This window comes from Dactylosporangium sp. NPDC050688 (assembly GCF_040654515.1).
GTDB lineage: Bacteria > Actinomycetota > Actinomycetes > Mycobacteriales > Micromonosporaceae > Dactylosporangium.
Genome location: NZ_JBFAIC010000019.1, coordinates 94,445 through 110,428, shown reverse-complemented (window position 1 = coordinate 110,428; position 15,984 = coordinate 94,445). Strand labels below are relative to the sequence as shown.

Sequence of the window (15,984 nt, the reverse complement as noted above, 5' to 3'; positions counted from 1 at the left end):
AGGCGGCGTTGCGTCAGCGCGCCGAGCGGTCCGCACAGTCGAGAGGCAGGTCAGGCCGCGAAGATGAGATGATTCACGTCGAAGGAGCCGATGCCGACATCAAAAACTACCAAAAGTCAATGGCCAACGTCTCAGCCCTGGCACTTGCATAGACGTCTACCTATTAATGCCGGTTTTTCGTTCGAGCTGCGGGCGCTGTGCAGCAGTTCCACGGACGGCGCACCGTGTCTCGGGGTCATGACCGCTCGGTCGTCGCGATCATGGACACACGCTCGCTCGGCCTCGAACTGGTGATATACCGCACTGGACGCAACGGGGTCGGTCCGTAAAATCAGGGTCGCGCAAGGGAGCGCTCGGAGCGGCGGGGGAAATGCTTGAGGCGTTGGTGTCAGCGGTCTCCTCGATGCGGATCTCGACCGGGACGTCGAGCGGGCGTGCGGCGGCTTCGCTGACCTGCTGCGGAAGCGTTGATGGCTGACCAGCCGGACCTCACAGACCAGGTCCCGGCCGCGCGCCTCGACCACCGGCACCGCCTCCAGGCGACTCAGCCGCACGATCTGGTGGCCGCCCACCTCACGGAGGTCAGCCGGTTCTGGGCCGCGCCGGAGCGAGGCCGGCAAGCCTCGGCCCGCGACCTTCGGCGCAGGTTCAGCTCCTCGCGCCCGCCGACGGACCCGACGGGCTGCCGCCGCGCGCAGCCGACGGTCGGGTCGTAATGGCCGCGCGGAGCCACCTCGCCGGGGGGCAGCACGCGCAGTCCGCACCACAGTTGGCACGGCAGGACGAGCAGGGGCCGTTCTTCGTGGAGCGGATGGTGCGGGAGAGCAGCGCCCAGCAGCTCGCCGCGGCTGCAGCTGCCCTGGATGACGCCGCGTCCAGGATTCGTGAGGGGCTGGCGAGGCTTGACCCGGGCCTGCAGCTGGACGGCTACGACGAAGTCACCTCGACGATACGGGTACGGACCGCGGGCGGCCGTACCCTCACCGCCGAGGTGGCCTTCGACTCGCTTGGCCCCACCAGGAGCCAGCGCGTCGAGGCCGTGGTGGGCGACGCGGCGTCGACGAGCCGGGCGCGGATCACCATTGGGGATTCGGTAGTTGGCGATCCGGGGCGGTTGGCGAGCCTTCTCGCCGTCCATGTGGTCGGTGCGGTGGAGTTGGTTCGTCAAGACGAGTTCCTGGAGGTGCCGAACACCCTCGCCCCCGCCGCCCGGCCGAGTAGGAAGCAATCTGCCACCGATCTGGCCAGGCTGGCCGCGATCGAGCAGGCATCGCTCATCGACGAGCCGGACATTGTGGTGGCGTTGCTCGCCGAGAGCGGGTTGCTCGGCGATCAACCGCGAGCGCGGGAGCGGGCCGAGGCAGTTTGGCGACGACTGGAGTCAATGGACGGCTCGGTTGCCCGACGCATGTTCGACACGCGCGCGGAGGCAACCGAGGCGACCGTCGTCGCCGCACTGCAGGTCGCACTCGCCCTCGCACCGGGGTTCGCGACGGATGCCGTTGTTGGCGCGGCCATCCGGGACGTGACAGACCCGGTCGTGACGGTGCGGGTCGGCGATGTGGTGTCGCATCTGCCGGTGGAGGTCGTCGCACCGGGCGATCGGGGCTTCGCGGTCCGGCTGGTTGAGGGGCCGGACGGCGCCTTCCGGATGCAGGTGCGCATGGACGCGAGCGACCCGGCGATCCTGGTGGACGCGGCCGGGGTCTTGGCCGAGTTCGGTCAGCGCGCCGACGGCGCGGAGGCGTCGGCCGCCCAGGACGCTCGCGCACGTGTCCTCACCGCGCTGCATCCGGTCGCCTCGCGGGCCGAGCGCATCATGATCAGACACTTTGTCGACGCGCTGCCCGGCCTTGACGATGATCTACGTGCCCTGCTGATGACTGAACCGGGCCGGGTGAAACGGCTTGACCAGCCGTTCGGCGTCCCGACCGATCGCGGCAGGCTCGTTCTCGGCAGGTGGGTGCGCCGGATGCTGAAGTCCGGGGGCGTCAGCACCAACACGGGGGTTGTCGGTGTTCACTTCGGGCGTGACCCCGCCAGCATTCTGATCAGCGTGACCACAAACACCCTTGGCGACCTGCTGCAAAGCCAGGTTGACGGAGGCATGGCCAAGGTGCTGCCCAAGGTCCCGCTGACGCTGGACGCCCCGAAACCGGCCGATCCACGCCCACCCGAGCGCCACGATGGCATGTCGTGGGGCCAGGCGGTGAAGGAGCGGATCGCATTCGGCGTCACGGGGGCCGCCGCGGTAACGGGCTTCATGTGGGCTGCCGGCGCTGGGCTCGGCAAAATCCTCACCGGCTCTGGCCTCATGATCGGTGCTTCACTGGCGCAGGCCGCCGTGAATCATGCGGCCGACCCTTTCGAGCAAAGCGTCACGTCCAAGCGGGGGGAACTGGAGGCGCACGAGCCGGACCAGAAGCGCAACGATTCCGCCGAGGCCATCTACTACCTGGTGAACCGCATCCGGTCCGAGGTGGACACACCGACCGGGGACACCCGCAGGCACCTGGAGAAAGCCCTCGCGGACGTCGAGGCGATGATCGAACGAACCGCGCCGGAGGTGGAACACCGGCTGGCCGAGATGCGGCGGCGGCGTAACTGGCTCCAGCCAGCCTGGCTCCGCTTGCAGCGGATAACCCGTCGTCCGGCACCACGGGACGAAGCCTTCACCTACGGCATGGCCCACCTTCCGTCGGCCCTGCCGCCGGCCTTGACGAACCCGGGTCGCCTTTTCGGTCATCTCGTCGCGGGGCAGGCCCCGTCGTTCTACACGGGTTCGGCCGAGTCGCCCGAGCTGATGAAGGCCAACATGGTGGCCGCCAATGGCCGTGGCCCGAGTCTTGGAAAGGGTTGGAACCAAGCCATCAAACAGATGGCCGACGACGCCGCGACGACCAGGGCGGCGCGCGCACTGCATCACCTCCGCCAGACGGAGCAAGCGATCAAGGCGATCCTCGACGACGGCCAGGTCCGCCAGAGCCGGCCAGAGCCATCGTCCGGTCGCAGGGAGCAGCACCGGCGTGACAAGGCGGCGGGCATCCCGTACGAGATGAACCTGGCCACGCAGGGTCGCAAGTGGGCCGGGGCATTCATCGGTTCGATGACCGCCACAGCGCCGTATCTCATGTGGATCGACGGCCTTCCCGGCGGGAATGGGTGGGTCTGGGTGGCCGGACATGCTTTCTACGACGCGATGATGGGCGCTGCGGAGGTGGCGGGTGCCCGGATCGAGCTGCTGGACACGCGGATCGATCGCGATCGCCAGCTCACCGAGGCGGCGGACCGACTGCCGTACAGCATGGACGAGATCGCCGAGGCGGTCCGGAACCGAGCGGAAGCGGGACGGGCCGCGAACGAGGAGATCGTCCCTATGCGGTACCCGGCGCCGCCGAGCCCGGCCCGGCGGCGACGAGACCTGAGACGCGGCGTCGTGCGCATCGCGGTTCGAGGGGGAATCGGCATCCAGCGGGCACTCGCGTCGGATCTGGGCCTCGGACCGTCGCTGCGGCCCGGCGACAACGAACCGGACGGCGTACGACTGCATCGCCGCGACGCACTCGCGGTGAACCGGCTCGTCGAGATCGCCCGTGACCTCGACCGCGTGGTCAACAACCCGGCCGAGGTGGCAGCAGGCGCAGCCGGAGAACACCGTCTGCCCGTGGCCCAGCCCCCCACCATGCTGCGCGGCTACCTGCGGACGGAGCTGGGGCGGCTGGGTCTGCTGGCCGACCAGACCGGCGCCGCCGCTCGCTGGGATGCCGTCGTGGCCGATGTCCAGCGGCGGTTCGGCCTCGCCCTCGACGAGGGCCAGCTGGAGCTCGCCGCGCTGCGCGCCCGCTACGACGAATGGCCCGACCAAGGCCAGGCCGAGGCGGTACGCGACTGGGTGGATGACGAACGCCGGCGTGATCCGCTCCGTCACACCGTCGCCGACGCGGTCGATGTGATGGCCCGCAACAGGTGGTTGTCTCTTCAGCCGCTGCCCGGCGACGCCGGCATGGCGCGTCACATCCGCGCCTCCCCAACCGGGCTCCTGCGCGTCCTCACCCAGGACGGCGAGATCGAGCTGGACGTTACCGTCCACGACGGCGGATCACCAGAGATCATGGGCACCCTGAAACCAGCACCGAACGGGCCACATCGGCTGCTGGTGCACCCGACCCTGCTCGGTGACCCCGAGAAGCTCGCGACCGTCCTGCGAGCCGTCGTAGACCGGTGGCACACCGACCGCCTGGGCGGCTCCGCCACCCTGATCGTCTTCCGACCAGGCGAAGCCGAACCCGAACCAACTGACGAACCAACTGACAACCCAACTGACAACGAGTCCACGATCGACCAGTCCGGTGCGAGCCGGCTCGAAATCGGCGCCGGAACGCCCATGGAACGCGCGGATTCCGTGGCGCCGAAGTCTGGCATAGAGGCGGCCGCTCAAGCCTTCCCACAGTCCACCAGCGAGGCGCTGATCGAGAGCACCCCCCGTTCGCCCGTGGCCGAACGCATGGGCGATGCTGGGCTGAGGGTTGACGACCTCGCGTTGAGCGATGCCGAACGGAACAGGATCTTCCAGGAGCAGATCCTTCCCACCCTCACCGGCGTCCCCCGGGCTGACCGCCCGCCCACGGCGGTCTTCATCGGCGGTCAGCCCGGTGCGGGCAAGAAGACCCTGCAGGCCGAGACCGCCGACCGGCTCGGCGCGGCTACCATCGACAGCGATGATTTCCTGCCGCTGCACCCCCGGTACGAGGAACTGGCCCTGGCCGATGACCGAACGGTCGGTGGGCTGATCGGTCCGTTGACCTCCCCGTGGTGGTCCCAGGCCGCCGAGTATGTGCGCGAGCAGCGCTTCGACGTCGTGATCAGCAGCCCAATGGCCGGGGAGGTCGATGTCGAGCGGCTGCAGGAGTTCCGGGACGCCGGCTATCGGATCGAAGTCGCCTACGTCGCGGCGGACGGGCATACGAGCGAACTGAGTGTCATCGATCGCTACCAGCAGATGCGCGACGCGGTGGGGTACGGCCGTTGGGTTCCGCCAGCGACGCAGGAGGCGTCCTTGACCGGAACGCTCGACGTTGCGGAGCACTGCGAACGTGACCACCTCGCCCACCGGGTGACGGTGCGCCAGCGCGGCGGTGAACCGGTGTACGACAATGTCCTCACCACCGAGGGCACATGGAGGGATCCACCCGGGGCCAGGGCCGCGATCGAGACCGAGCGGAGCCGGCCGTGGCCGGCGTCCAAGGCGGCCGACTTTCGCGGTCGAAAGGCCCGCCTGGTCGACCCCGAGCGTAAGCCCCCACTCGCCCCTGACCTGGTTGACCGCGTGCACGACCTCGAACGCCGCGCGGAAGAGGCGCACCTGCTGCCGCCAGAGCCGACGTCGGCACAGCAGGCAGGTCGGGAGCCTTCCGTGCCGGATCCCGGGCTCGACAGGGATCGTCAGGATGACCGGGACGATCGCCGGAGTGGGCAGCCGAGCCAGGGCGCGTCACCAGGAGCCATCGCCGCGGGCCTGGCGTTCCCTGTTGACACCAGGGGCGCGGTTTCGCACCAGAAATCCGGTGTACCGCCAGCAACCCGGCCGGACCGGCCAGCCCATGAACCTCAACGGCCGCACAGGGACAACGCGCCAGAAAGATAGCGGTCGACGCGCCGGGCTTCATGCCCTTCACGGGCGGCCGGTCCGCGATGATCAGCGCGTGCTCGTCGCGGGGGTCGACGTTTCGGTGATCGTGGTGGTGCTCCAACGGCTGTGTCGGTGGGTGAGGTAGCTGCTCGTGCTGTCGCCGGCGCCGAGTTGGCCTCGGGTTCGCTGGGGTTGGTGTGTGCGGTTGGCGCGGCGGCGGATAGCCCGCGGGTTGCTGAGGAACTTATGCGGGTGCCGGTGGTGGTGGAGGCTGATCTGCCGGTGGTGTTGGGGGCGGTGCAGGCGCCGACGCCCCCAGCTTGGGCACGCCAGCGAACAGGTGACCAGGAGGCACTACATCTGACCGGGAGGCACCACATCGCCAGGCCCGCGCTCGCCCCAGACAACTCCGAGATCCTCGAAAAGCTCGGCCCCTGCGGCGAGCCGGGTGATCCGGCCCTGCGGAGCAGCGGCATCCAGCGGCCCACCTGATGCCGGTCGGCGGGCAGACCTGGCCGGCGCCCGCAGCCGGGGCAGGTGTGAATCTGACCCCCGGACCCCGGTTTATGGGGGGTTTTTGGGGGGCGGTTCAAAACCCGACCCGGGAAACGGGAACGCCCTGACCAGGGATCCCCTGGTCAGGGCGTCGTTGCCAGAGCCGCCTAACGGAATCGAACCGTTGACCTATTCATTACGAGTGAATCGCTCTGCCGACTGAGCTAAGGCGGCAACGATGACCTAGTGTACGGCACGCCTGGGGGGCGCGCGCGAGGGGATTCCCGGGTAACGTCCGGCGCGTGATGCCCGACGATCTGCCGGCCGCCCCCGGCGAGCTCACCGCCGAGCCCGGCGAGCCGATCCTGCCGATGCCCGAGGCGAAGAAGCCGGTCGTGCAGGTCGGTGACCGGCCCTCCGCGCTGGACCCCGACCAGATGGGGTTCACCCCGCGGCGGGCCGTGCCGTGGCTCAGCCCGGTGCTGCTCAGCGGCACCGCGGTGCGGGTCGTGCTGGCCGACCTGTTCGGGGCGTACCTGGACAAGCGCGAGCTGCAGGACTCGATGCCAGACCGGATCATGCGCGAGGCGCCCGGCTACACCGGTGACCTGTCCGCGGACGAGGCGGAGGTGCCCGAGGGCGAGCTGTGGGTCGACTACTGCGCCGACACCGGGGACGGGTTCAACGCCACCTACTCGATCGCGTACCTGCTGGCGCAGCCCTCGCTGAGCGTCGAGGGGCACGAGCTGCCACGCGGCGAGGTGCTCGTGCTCGGTGGGGACCAGGTCTACCCGACGGCGAGCGGCCAGCAGTACGAGGACCGGTTCAAGGGCCCGTTCCGCGCCGCGTTCCCCGATCCGCCCGCGAAGGGGCCGCGCCCGCGCATGTACGCGGTGCCCGGCAACCACGACTGGTACGACGGCCTGACCGCCTTCCTGCGCCTGTTCGTGCGCGGCGGCGAGGGCAAGATCGGCGGCTGGCAGACCCGGCAGTCGCGGTCGTACTTCGCGATCCAGCTGCCCAACCGGTGGTGGATCCTCGGCACCGACGTCCAGGCGGGCGCGTACATCGACGACCCGCAGCTGCGCTACTTCACCCGGGTCGCCGCCCACCTCGGCCCCGGCGACAAGGTCATCGTGTGCCCGCCGTCGCCGAGCTGGGTCGAGGCGCACGACGACCGCAAGGCCTACGACAGCCTCGACTACTTCGTGCGCACGGTGATCACCCCGACCGGCGCCGACGTGAAGCTGATGCTCTCCGGTGACCTGCATCATTACGCCCGGTACGAGGGTGCCGACCGGCAGCTGATCACCTGCGGTGGCGGCGGGGCGTACCTGTACCCGACGCACGAGCTGCCCCAGCGGCTCGAGGTGCCGCCGCGCCGCTCGCTGGTGCGCAACGCGAGCCCTTCGCAGTGGTTCGACTTCAAGGCCGCCTACCCGAGCAGGGCCCGGTCGCGCGCGTTGTCGTTCGGCGCCTTCTGGCGCATCCCGTGGCGCAATCCCATGTTCCTCGGTCTGCTGGGCGTGCTGCAGACGCTGACCATGCTCGCCTTCGTCAACGCCGCGGACCGCGTCATCTCCGGCGCCGAGCAGCGGCTCGTCACCATCCCCGCGTTCCTGATGGTGATGGTCGACGTGCTCAGCGGGTACTTCCTCGCGATGCCGGGCGTGGCCGGTAAACGCAGACCCAAGCACTGGATCCTGGGCCTGGGCCACGGCGCCGCGTTCGTCGGCATCGCCGCGCTCGGCACGTGGGCGTGGCTCAACCTGCCGTTCGTCGATCTGTCCTGGCCGCTGCCGCTGCTGATCGCGATCGTGCTGTACTTCCCGCTGTCGTGCGTCGCGGCCGGCGAGCTGTTCGCCCTGTACCTGCTGGTCGCCGCGAAGTTCGGGGTCAACGTCAACGAGCTGTTCGCCGGCCAGGGCATAACCGGCTACAAGGGCTTCCTGCGGATGCGCTTCGGCGCCGACGGCACCCTGACGATCTACCCGATCGGCGTGGACCGCACCGCCCGCCGCTGGGACGCGCAGCCGGAGGGCTCCTGGTTCGCCCCGCGCAAGCCGCTGGCCCTGCGCCTCATGGAGCCCCCGATCGAGTTGTCATAGCTCAGCGGGTACGCCAGCAGCCCGGCCTCCGGCGCCGGCGCCCCGACCTGCCCGAGGGCGCGGAAGTCCTGCTCGCCGGTGGCCCGGTCCACCCGGGTCGGGCCGGTGGGAGCCCGAGAGCCGGGCAGTTACCGGCTCGCGGCCGCGGCGTCGAACGGGTGCAGGCTGGACAGGCGGACGCGGCCCGAACAGGGGCGCGCTGCGGGCCTGGTTCACAAGGTGACGCGGGTGATCGGCAACGTGGTAGCGGACTGCGTGGACGTCGGCTCGGTGTAGCGCAGCTCGGCGAGCTCCGGCGACCAGCGCCGCTCCAGGTCGCGGGCCGCGTCGAACGCGTCGGCCACCGGCTGCAGGACGCGCGCGCCGATCCGGGCCGCTGCCTCCAGCACGGCGGCGGGCGGCGGTGCGTCGGGCCGGGTGCCGCGGATCGTGACCGCCTCGACGGAGGTCGCGACCCGGGCGACGGCCTCGGCGAGCTCGTGGCGCAGCCCTTCGGCCCAGCCCGCGACGGCATCGGCGTAAGCCGCCGTGGCCCGTAGCCGGCCGGCGATGGTCACGGGGTCGCTGCCGTCGCCGATGTGCCCGGCCAGCGACTGCCACCGCGCCGCGAACGCCTCGGCGCCCGAGCCCTCCCAGCCGCCCGCGGCGGCGCCAAGGTCCGCGGCGAGCCGCTCCCGGCGGCGGGCGAACCGCTCGGCGTCGGCCCGCAGCCGCGCCGCCGCCTCCCGCAGCGCCGGCGGGCTCAGCTTCAGCCCGAAGTCCAAGGCGTCACCGGGCAGCGCCCCGACCTGCCGCAGCAGCGGCCACAGCGGATCACCAGCCGGCGCCCCACCGGCGACGAGGACCCCGTCGACGCGGTGCAGCAGGTCGGCCCCGATCGAGGCGAGCCGCTCGAGGGCGTCCATCACGCACCTCCCTGCCGCACCAGGTCGGCCACCCGAACGCCGTGCCGGACCTCGGCCGACCGGACGCCACACCCTGACGCCCGCCCGCCGCAACCGGCCACCGCCGACCCGGCAGGCCCCACCACACCACCCGGCGCCACCCAGCCACAACCAGCCACCGCCGACCCGGCAGACCACGCCACACGACCCAGCGCCGAGCCATGGCAACCGGCGGCCGACCACACCACCCGACCCGGCGGCACACAGCCACAACCCGCCAACACCGACCCGGCGGATCGACCGCCCCACCCAGCCGGCACCGGCCCGGCAGATCGCGCGTCGCTCACGACCGCGCGAATGCCGGGCCCCGCCGCGACACCGCAGCGGGCGCCGCGCGCCGCACGGCCGGCAGCGATCCGCTCAGTCCCAGCGGACCGCACGCCTGGGGGGCAGCGGCCGCCGGGCGTCACGTGTCCTCCTGGCGCTGGTGACGGCGGCGGGCGTCGTCGTCTGCGGCCCGGTAGCCCTGAGCGGCCTGGCGCAGCGCCTCGGCGGTCTCCGCAAGCCGGATGCCGTGGGCGGACGCCTCGCGGGCGCGGGAGGTCAGCGCGGCCGTCAGCGTCCGGTGCAGCGCCCGGCCCAGCTCCCCCGGGGCGCCCGGCGCGTCGCCGCCGAATACGCGGGAGCCTGGATCGGCGAGCGCCATCGTGGTGCTGGCCCCGGCGAGGTCGTCGCCGGCGGCGTCCAGCCGGCCGGCCAGTTGGTCGAGTCCCATGCGCTCCCCCGCCATGTCGACCGCCCCTACGTCAGGGACCTGTAGTCGCCGAACGTCTCGGCGTGCAGCTTCTTCCTGGCCCAGGCGGCGGCGTCGGTGGCGGCGGTGACGGTCGCCCGGACCGAGCGGGACAGCTCAGCGCCCGTCTGCCCGCGCAGCTGGTCGATCCGCACGTCGCGGATCGTGCCGTCAGCGGTGACCACCACCTCGACCAGGCCGTCGGGGGAACGCACGCTGACCTCGACGGTCGTGACCGCCTTGTCGAACTCGGCGAGCAACGCGTCGATGCGGCGATAACGCTCCACCGCCTGCTCGATCCACGTCTCGTCGATCTCGCGCCCCATGTCGGCCCCTCCCCCGGGTGACCGTACGGCACCAGCGAGTGACACGGAACCCCGAACGGCAGCCTGTGGATAACTTCAGCCGCGCCAGAGCGCGAGCATCATCGCTTCGACGGCGATGCGTGGCTTGACGTTGGCCTCGATGGCGACGCGGCACTCCAGGACCGACTCGAGGCGGCGCAGCGTGCTCTCCGGTGCCCACTTCTGCGCGGCGGCGCCGGCCAGCTCGTCGGTGTCGCCGTGCACCGGCTCGACCCCCGCGTCGAACGTGTGGACCAGCACGTCACGGTAGAAGCCGGCGAGGTCGACCAGCGCCCGGTCGAGGGCGTCGCGCTGGGCCCTGGTGGCGCGGGACTTCTGCCGCCGCTCGAGGTCCTTGAGCTGCCCGGCCGAGCCGCGGGCCGCCCCGGCGGCGCCCTTGCCGGTGCCGCCGGCGCCGAGCGCGGTCTCCAGCGCGGAGCGCTCCTTGGCGTCGGTCTCGGCCACGGACGCGGCGGCCTCGGCCTCGGCGGCCTCGATGAGCGCGGCCGCGGCGTCGAACGCGGCGCCGATCCCGGTCAGCCGGCGCGGCACGGCGAGGACCGCCTCGCGGCGGGCGCGGGCCTGCGGGTCGCGGGCGAGGCGGCGGGCCCGGCCGACGTGGCCCTGGGCGGCGGCCGCCGCCCAGGCCGCGGTCTGCTCGTCGAGGCCGTCGCGGCGGCGCAGCAGCGCGGCGATCGCGTCGGCCTGCGGCTGGCGCAGCGCGACGACCCGGCAGCGGGAGCGGATCGTGACGGAGATGTCGTCGGGGTGGGTGCTGGGCGTGCACAGCAGGAAGACGGTGCGCGGCGGGGGCTCCTCGATGGCCTTGAGCAGCGCGTTGCCGGCGGCCTCGGTGAGCCGGTCGGCGTCCTCGACGAGCAGGATCTGCCAGCGGCCCTGGGTCGGCGAGCTGGCCGCGCGCAGCACCAGGGCGCGCATCTCGCCGACCGCGATCGACAGCCCTTCCGGCACCACGAACCGCACGTCGGCGTGGGTGCCGCCGAGCGTGGTGTGGCAGGCCGCGCACTCGCCGCAGCCGCCGGTGGGGCACTGCAGCGCGGCGGCGAAGATGCGGGCGGCGACAGACCGGCCGGAGCCGGGCGGGCCGGTGAAGAGCCACGCGTGGGTCATGCCCGCCTCGGCGTCGTCGCCGCGGACGATCGCGGCGGCCGAGGCGACGGCGCGGCTCAGCGTCGCGACCGCGTCGTCCTGGCCGACGAGCTCGGCGAAGATCGGCGGGGCGGTGCTGACGTCCACGCTCATACCCTGGTCTCCCGGCCTCCGTCGGGCAACTCGTCGGTCAGCTCGTCGCCGGTCAGCGCGGTCACGGTCTCGGCGGCGTCCTCGAGGGCCTCCTCGATCGCCTCCTCGAGGTCGAACTCCTCCTCGGCGGGCATCAGGTGCCGGACCCGCTGCAGCACGCCGGTGGCGAGGGCCTCGACCGGCCGGGACGCGTCGAGCACCAGGTAGCGGCTCGGGTCGGCGGAGGCCAGGTCGAGGAACGCATACCGCACGCGCTCGTGGAACGCGAGCGACTCGCTCTCCAGGCGGTCGGCGTCGCTGCGGCGGCCGGCCCGGGCCAGGCCGATGGACGGCTCGAGGTCCAGCAGGACGACCAGGTCGGGCTTGAGGCCGCCGGTGGCCCATTTCGACAGCCACGACACCTCGTCGACCGGCAGGGTGCGGCCGGCGCCCTGGTAGGCCAGCGAGGAGTCGACATACCGGTCGCTGATGACGACCGCGCCGCGGGCGAGGGCGGGCCGGACCACGGACGCGACGTGGTGGGCGCGGTCCGCGGCGTAGAGCAGTGCCTCGGCGCGCGGGGTCACGACCTCGCCGGTGATCTCGGGCGGGTCGAGCACGAGGCTGCGGATCCGCGAGCCGAACGGCGTGGCGCCCGGCTCGCGGGTGACCACGACGTCGCGGCCGATCTTCTGCAGCGCCTCGGCGAGGTGGTGGACCTGGGTGGACTTGCCGGCGCCCTCGCCGCCCTCGAAGACGATGAACAGCCCTCGGGCCGCGAGGGGCTCGTCGGGGCTGAGGGGGCGGCCGCGGATCGAGCCGAGCACGTCGGCGAAGAACGGCACGCCCTTCTTGTCGTCCATCTGCCGCAGCGCGATGACGCCGGCAAGGACGCCGAGGACGCCGGCCAGGGCGAGCAGCGGCCGGGTGCTGGAGATCTCGAACTCCCGGAACCCGAGATTGAGGTGGCGGGACCCGCCGGCGCCGACGATGACGCTGGACAGCGAGATGGTGAGCATGAGCACCACGCGGGTGCCCATCTGCACGAAGGCGAACGCCCGGCCGCGCATGTCGTCGGCGACCTCGCCGCCGAGCAGCGTGGTGCCGGACAGGAACGCCATGCCGGCGCCGACGCCGACGAGCAGCGCGCCGCCGACGGCGACGGCCAGGTGGGTGGCGAGCGCGAGGATGAGCACGGAGCCGGCGGCCAGCACGATCGACAGGCCGAACCAGCGGCGCCGCGACAACGCGCCCACGATGCGCGGGCCGGCCGCGATGCCGATCCCGAGGCCGAGGAACAGCGTCGCGAAGAGCAGCGCAAAGCCGGAGTCACCGGCGCTGAGGGACACCGCGTAGAACTTGGCGGTGCCGACGACCACGCCGCCGCCGGCGAAGGCGCCGAAGATGCCCAGCACCAGGCCGCGCACCAGCGGGGTCCTGCTGACGAACGACCAGCCCTGGGTGAACTCCTTGAGCATCCCGGGCTTGCGCTCGACGTCGGCGGTGCGCCGGCCGCTGATCTCCTTGATGCCGAAGAACACGGTGAGCGCGGTGGCCAGGAACGTCAGCGCGTTGAACCACAGCGCGACCTCGCTCGGCTCGGTGCCCTGCGGGCGGTCCACGGCGCCGAACACCACGACGACCAGCTTCTCCAGGCCGATGAGCACAAGGCCGGCGAGCACCGGGGTGATGCCATACGTGGTGGCGAGCGTCAGCTGGTTGGCCGTCTCCAGGCGGGCCCTGGGCAGCAGGTTGGGCACCGCCGCCTCCTTGGCCGGCGTCCAGATCATCGCGGTGGTCTCGATGATGAACGTGGCGATGGCGGCCCAGGCGATCACGAGCGTGCTGTCGTCGATGACGAGCGCGGCGGCCGGCATCGAGGCGAAGAACAGGAAGCGGATCAGGTCGCAGACGACCATGGTGAGGCGCCGGTCGAAGCGGTCGGCGAACACGCCCGCGACGGGCCCGAGCACCAGCGCGGGCAGCAGGCGGACGGCGATGACCGAGCCGAACGCCACACCCTGCGCCGCGGAGTTGTCCACCTGCGCGGCGGCGAACGTCGACGCGGCCAGCAGGCCGAGCCAGTCACCGAGGGACGACAGGCCCAGCACCGCCCACAGCCGGCGGAACGGCCGGATGCGCAGGACCGCCTTCAGCTCCCCGAAGCCGGACAAGTCGCTGCTGGCGATGGCGGCACCTCCTCAGTAGAACGCTTACTGTAACCACGCTACCGGTCTGCAGGTGTCGCCCGGGTGTCGGCCGACGCGCCGTACGCGAGGTTCTTTCATATTCACCGGCGACTCGGTACGGTGAGTCGTGTCCAGCTCACGTGACGCTCTCAGGACCCGCTACGACCGGGCCACCGCCGATCTCGACCCGCCGTTCGCGATCGTCGACCTCGATGCGTTCGACGCCAACAGCGCGGCGATGCTCGGCCGGGCCGCCGGCAAGCCGCTGCGGGTGCCCAGCAAGTCGGTGCGGGTCCGCGCGCTGATCGACCGGGCCCTGGCCCAGCCGGGCTGGCGGGGCGTGATGGCGTACACCTTGCCGGAAGCGATCTGGCTCGCCGGGCAGGGCACGTCCGGCGACATCCTGGTCGCCTACCCGACCGCCGACCGGGCCGCGCTGCACCGCCTCGCCACCGACGAGAAGCTCGCCGCGACCGTCACCGTCATGGTCGACAGCACCGCACAGCTGGACCTGATCGACGCCGTCGTCCCGGCCGGCGAGCGAGCCGGCGCCGTGCGGGTCTGCATCGATCTGGACGGCTCCTGGCGCCCCGCCCGGGGCGTGCACATCGGCGTGCGGCGCTCGCCCGTGCACAGCCCCCGCCAGGCCGGCGACCTTGCCGCCGCGATCGCCGGCCGCGCCGGGTTCCGGCTGGTCGGGCTCATGTGTTACGAGGCGCAGATCGCCGGCCTCGGCGACGCGCCGCCCGGGCGCCCGGTGCGCGGCGCGCTCATCCGGGCGATCCAGTCGCGGTCGTTCCCCGAGCTGACCGCCCGGCGGTCGGCCGTCGTCGCCGAGGTCCGCCGCCACGCCGAGCTGGAGTTCGTCAACGGCGGCGGCACCGGCAGCGTCCAGGCCACCGCGCAGGACCCCGCGGTCACCGAGGTCGCCGCCGGATCCGGGCTCTTCGGGCCGTGGCTCTTCGACGGGTACCGCCGCTGGCGCCCGCAACCGGCGGCGTTCTTCGCCATGTCGGTCGTGCGCCGGCCGAACCCACAGGTCGCGACGGTCCTCGGCGGCGGCTGGATCGCCTCCGGGGAGACCTCGCCGACCCGCCAGCCGCTGCCGTGGCTGCCGGAGGGGCTCAAGCTCATCGGCACCGAGGGCGCCGGCGAGGTGCAGACCCCGCTGGTCGGCCCCGGCGCGGCCGGCCTGCGCCTGGGCGATCGCGTCTACTTCCGCCACGCCAAGGCGGGTGAGCTGTGCGAGCACGTCAACGAGGTGCACCTGGTGTCCGGCGACACGATCGTGGACGTGGTGCCGACGTACCGGGGAGAAGGCAAAGTGTTCCTGTGAGCGAGCGGTGGCGGGCGGCGATGCAGCGGGCGCTCTACGGCGCCGACGGGTTCTTCCGCCGCCCCGGCCCCGGCCCCGCCGCGCACTTCCGGACCAGCGCGCACGCCTCGCCGCTGTTCGCCGGGGCGCTCGCCGCGCTGCTGGAGCGCCTCGACGAGGCGCTGGACCGGCCCGCCCGCCTGGACCTCGTCGACGTCGGCGCCGGCCGCGGCGAGCTGCTGCGCGGCATCCTCGCCGCCCTGCCGCCGCCCGTGGCCGACCGCGTCGCCGCCGTCGGCGTCGAGGTCGCGCCCCGCCCGCCCGACCTGCCCGAGCGGATCGGGTGGGCCGCCGGCATCCCCTCCGGCATCACCGGCCTGCTGGTGGCCACCGAGTGGCTCGACAACGTCCCCGTCGAGATCGTGCAGCTCGATTCGCGCTTGCGGCCACGGTACGTGTGCTGCGCCGCCGACGGCACCGAGACGCTCGACGAGGCACCGCTGGCCCCTGCCGACGTTGCCTGGCTGGCCGACTGGTGGCCCCTGGAAGGGCTGCCGGAGGGCGCCCGCGCCGAGGTGGGGCGGCCGCGCGACGAGGCGTGGGCGGCCGCGGCGGGCAGTGTCGCGCGCGGGCTGGCCCTCGCGGTCGACTACGGGCACCTGCGCGGTGCCCGGCCGCTGTTCGGCACGCTCACCGGCTTCCGCGACGGCAGGCAGACCCCGCCGGTGCCCGACGGGTCGTGCGACCTGACGGTCTCCGTGGCGTTGGACTCGCTGGGCGTACACCATCTGCTGCTGACCCAGCGGGAGGCGCTGCGGCTGCTCGGGGTCCACGGTGGGCGGCCGCCGCTGGCGATGGCCTCCACCGACCCGGCCGGCTACGTGCGCGCCCTGGCCCGGGCCGGCGAGGGGGCCGAGCTGACCGACCCCGCCGGGCTCGGCGGGCACCACTGGGTCATGCGGTGGGTATGACGTTCGGTCATACC

Annotated in this window: 9 protein-coding genes and 1 tRNA gene; 4 read left to right on the top strand and 6 right to left on the bottom strand. The window is 72.5% G+C overall.

All coding sequences use genetic code 11. From position 1 onward, the window contains the following. Window positions 1-769 precede the first annotated feature (769 nt). A complete protein-coding gene (locus AB0H83_RS20355) occupies window positions 770-5,644 on the top strand; it encodes a zeta toxin family protein (RefSeq protein ID WP_360095838.1) in 4,875 nt (1,624 codons plus the stop codon). Window positions 5,645-6,285: 641 nt separating this feature from the next. Here the strand turns inward: AB0H83_RS20355 and AB0H83_RS20350 are convergent. Further along, a tRNA-Thr gene (locus AB0H83_RS20350) sits at window positions 6,286-6,358 on the bottom strand. 71 nt (window positions 6,359-6,429) lie between these two features. On the opposite strand from AB0H83_RS20350, the gene AB0H83_RS20345 reads away from it, so the two are divergent. Then, window positions 6,430-8,232: a metallophosphoesterase gene (locus tag AB0H83_RS20345; protein ID WP_360095965.1), complete on the top strand. Its 1,803-nt coding sequence runs from the start codon at window positions 6,430-6,432 to the stop codon at window positions 8,230-8,232. 212 nt (window positions 8,233-8,444) lie between these two features. On the opposite strand, the gene AB0H83_RS20340 is transcribed toward AB0H83_RS20345, so the two are convergent. From AB0H83_RS20340 to tmk, 5 genes are all read right to left on the bottom strand, one after another. Then, window positions 8,445-9,137: a WXG100 family type VII secretion target gene (locus AB0H83_RS20340; RefSeq protein ID WP_360095835.1), complete on the bottom strand. Its 693-nt coding sequence runs from the start codon at window positions 9,135-9,137 to the stop codon at window positions 8,445-8,447. Between the two features lie 445 nt (window positions 9,138-9,582). Continuing rightward, on the bottom strand, window positions 9,583-9,891 hold the full coding sequence (locus AB0H83_RS20335) for a hypothetical protein (RefSeq protein WP_360095832.1): 309 nt from the start codon (window positions 9,889-9,891) through the stop codon (window positions 9,583-9,585). A 26-nt stretch (window positions 9,892-9,917) separates the two neighbouring features. Continuing rightward, complete coding sequence (locus AB0H83_RS20330) at window positions 9,918-10,235, bottom strand: YbaB/EbfC family nucleoid-associated protein (protein ID WP_360095829.1); 318 nt, start codon at window positions 10,233-10,235, stop codon at window positions 9,918-9,920. A gap of 75 nt (window positions 10,236-10,310) precedes the next feature. Then, the gene (locus AB0H83_RS20325) at window positions 10,311-11,510 is read right to left on the bottom strand and encodes a DNA polymerase III subunit delta' (RefSeq protein ID WP_360095826.1); all 1,200 of its coding nucleotides are present in this window, start codon (window positions 11,508-11,510) and stop codon (window positions 10,311-10,313) included. A 2-nt stretch (window positions 11,511-11,512) separates the two neighbouring features. Then, window positions 11,513-13,669 carry a dTMP kinase gene (gene tmk, locus AB0H83_RS20320; protein WP_360095823.1) on the bottom strand — a complete coding sequence of 719 codons (2,157 nt, stop codon included), beginning with the start codon at window positions 13,667-13,669 and terminating at the stop codon, window positions 11,513-11,515. A 142-nt stretch (window positions 13,670-13,811) separates the two neighbouring features. On the opposite strand from tmk, the gene AB0H83_RS20315 reads away from it, so the two are divergent. Both AB0H83_RS20315 and AB0H83_RS20310 read left to right on the top strand, forming a co-directional pair. After that, entirely contained in the window at window positions 13,812-15,020 is a 1,209-nt protein-coding gene (locus tag AB0H83_RS20315; protein ID WP_360095820.1) for an amino acid deaminase/aldolase, read from the top strand. Continuing rightward, window positions 15,017-15,970 (top strand): SAM-dependent methyltransferase, encoded by a 954-nt coding sequence (locus AB0H83_RS20310; protein ID WP_360095817.1) that lies wholly within the window; start codon window positions 15,017-15,019, stop codon window positions 15,968-15,970. Before AB0H83_RS20315 ends, AB0H83_RS20310 begins: the two co-directional genes overlap by 4 nt. Window positions 15,971-15,984: the final 14 nt, after the last annotated feature.

Bases quoted from the DNA above. Each gene is read 5' to 3' on its own strand.
- AB0H83_RS20345 (WP_360095965.1), top strand. From the start codon at position 6,430: ATGCCCGACGATCTGCCGGCCGCCCCCGGCGAGCTCACCGCCGAGCCC.
- AB0H83_RS20340 (WP_360095835.1), bottom strand. From the start codon at position 9,137: ATGGACGCCCTCGAGCGGCTCGCCTCGATCGGGGCCGACCTGCTGCAC.
- AB0H83_RS20335 (WP_360095832.1), bottom strand. From the start codon at position 9,891: ATGGGACTCGACCAACTGGCCGGCCGGCTGGACGCCGCCGGCGACGAC.
- AB0H83_RS20330 (WP_360095829.1), bottom strand. From the start codon at position 10,235: ATGGGGCGCGAGATCGACGAGACGTGGATCGAGCAGGCGGTGGAGCGT.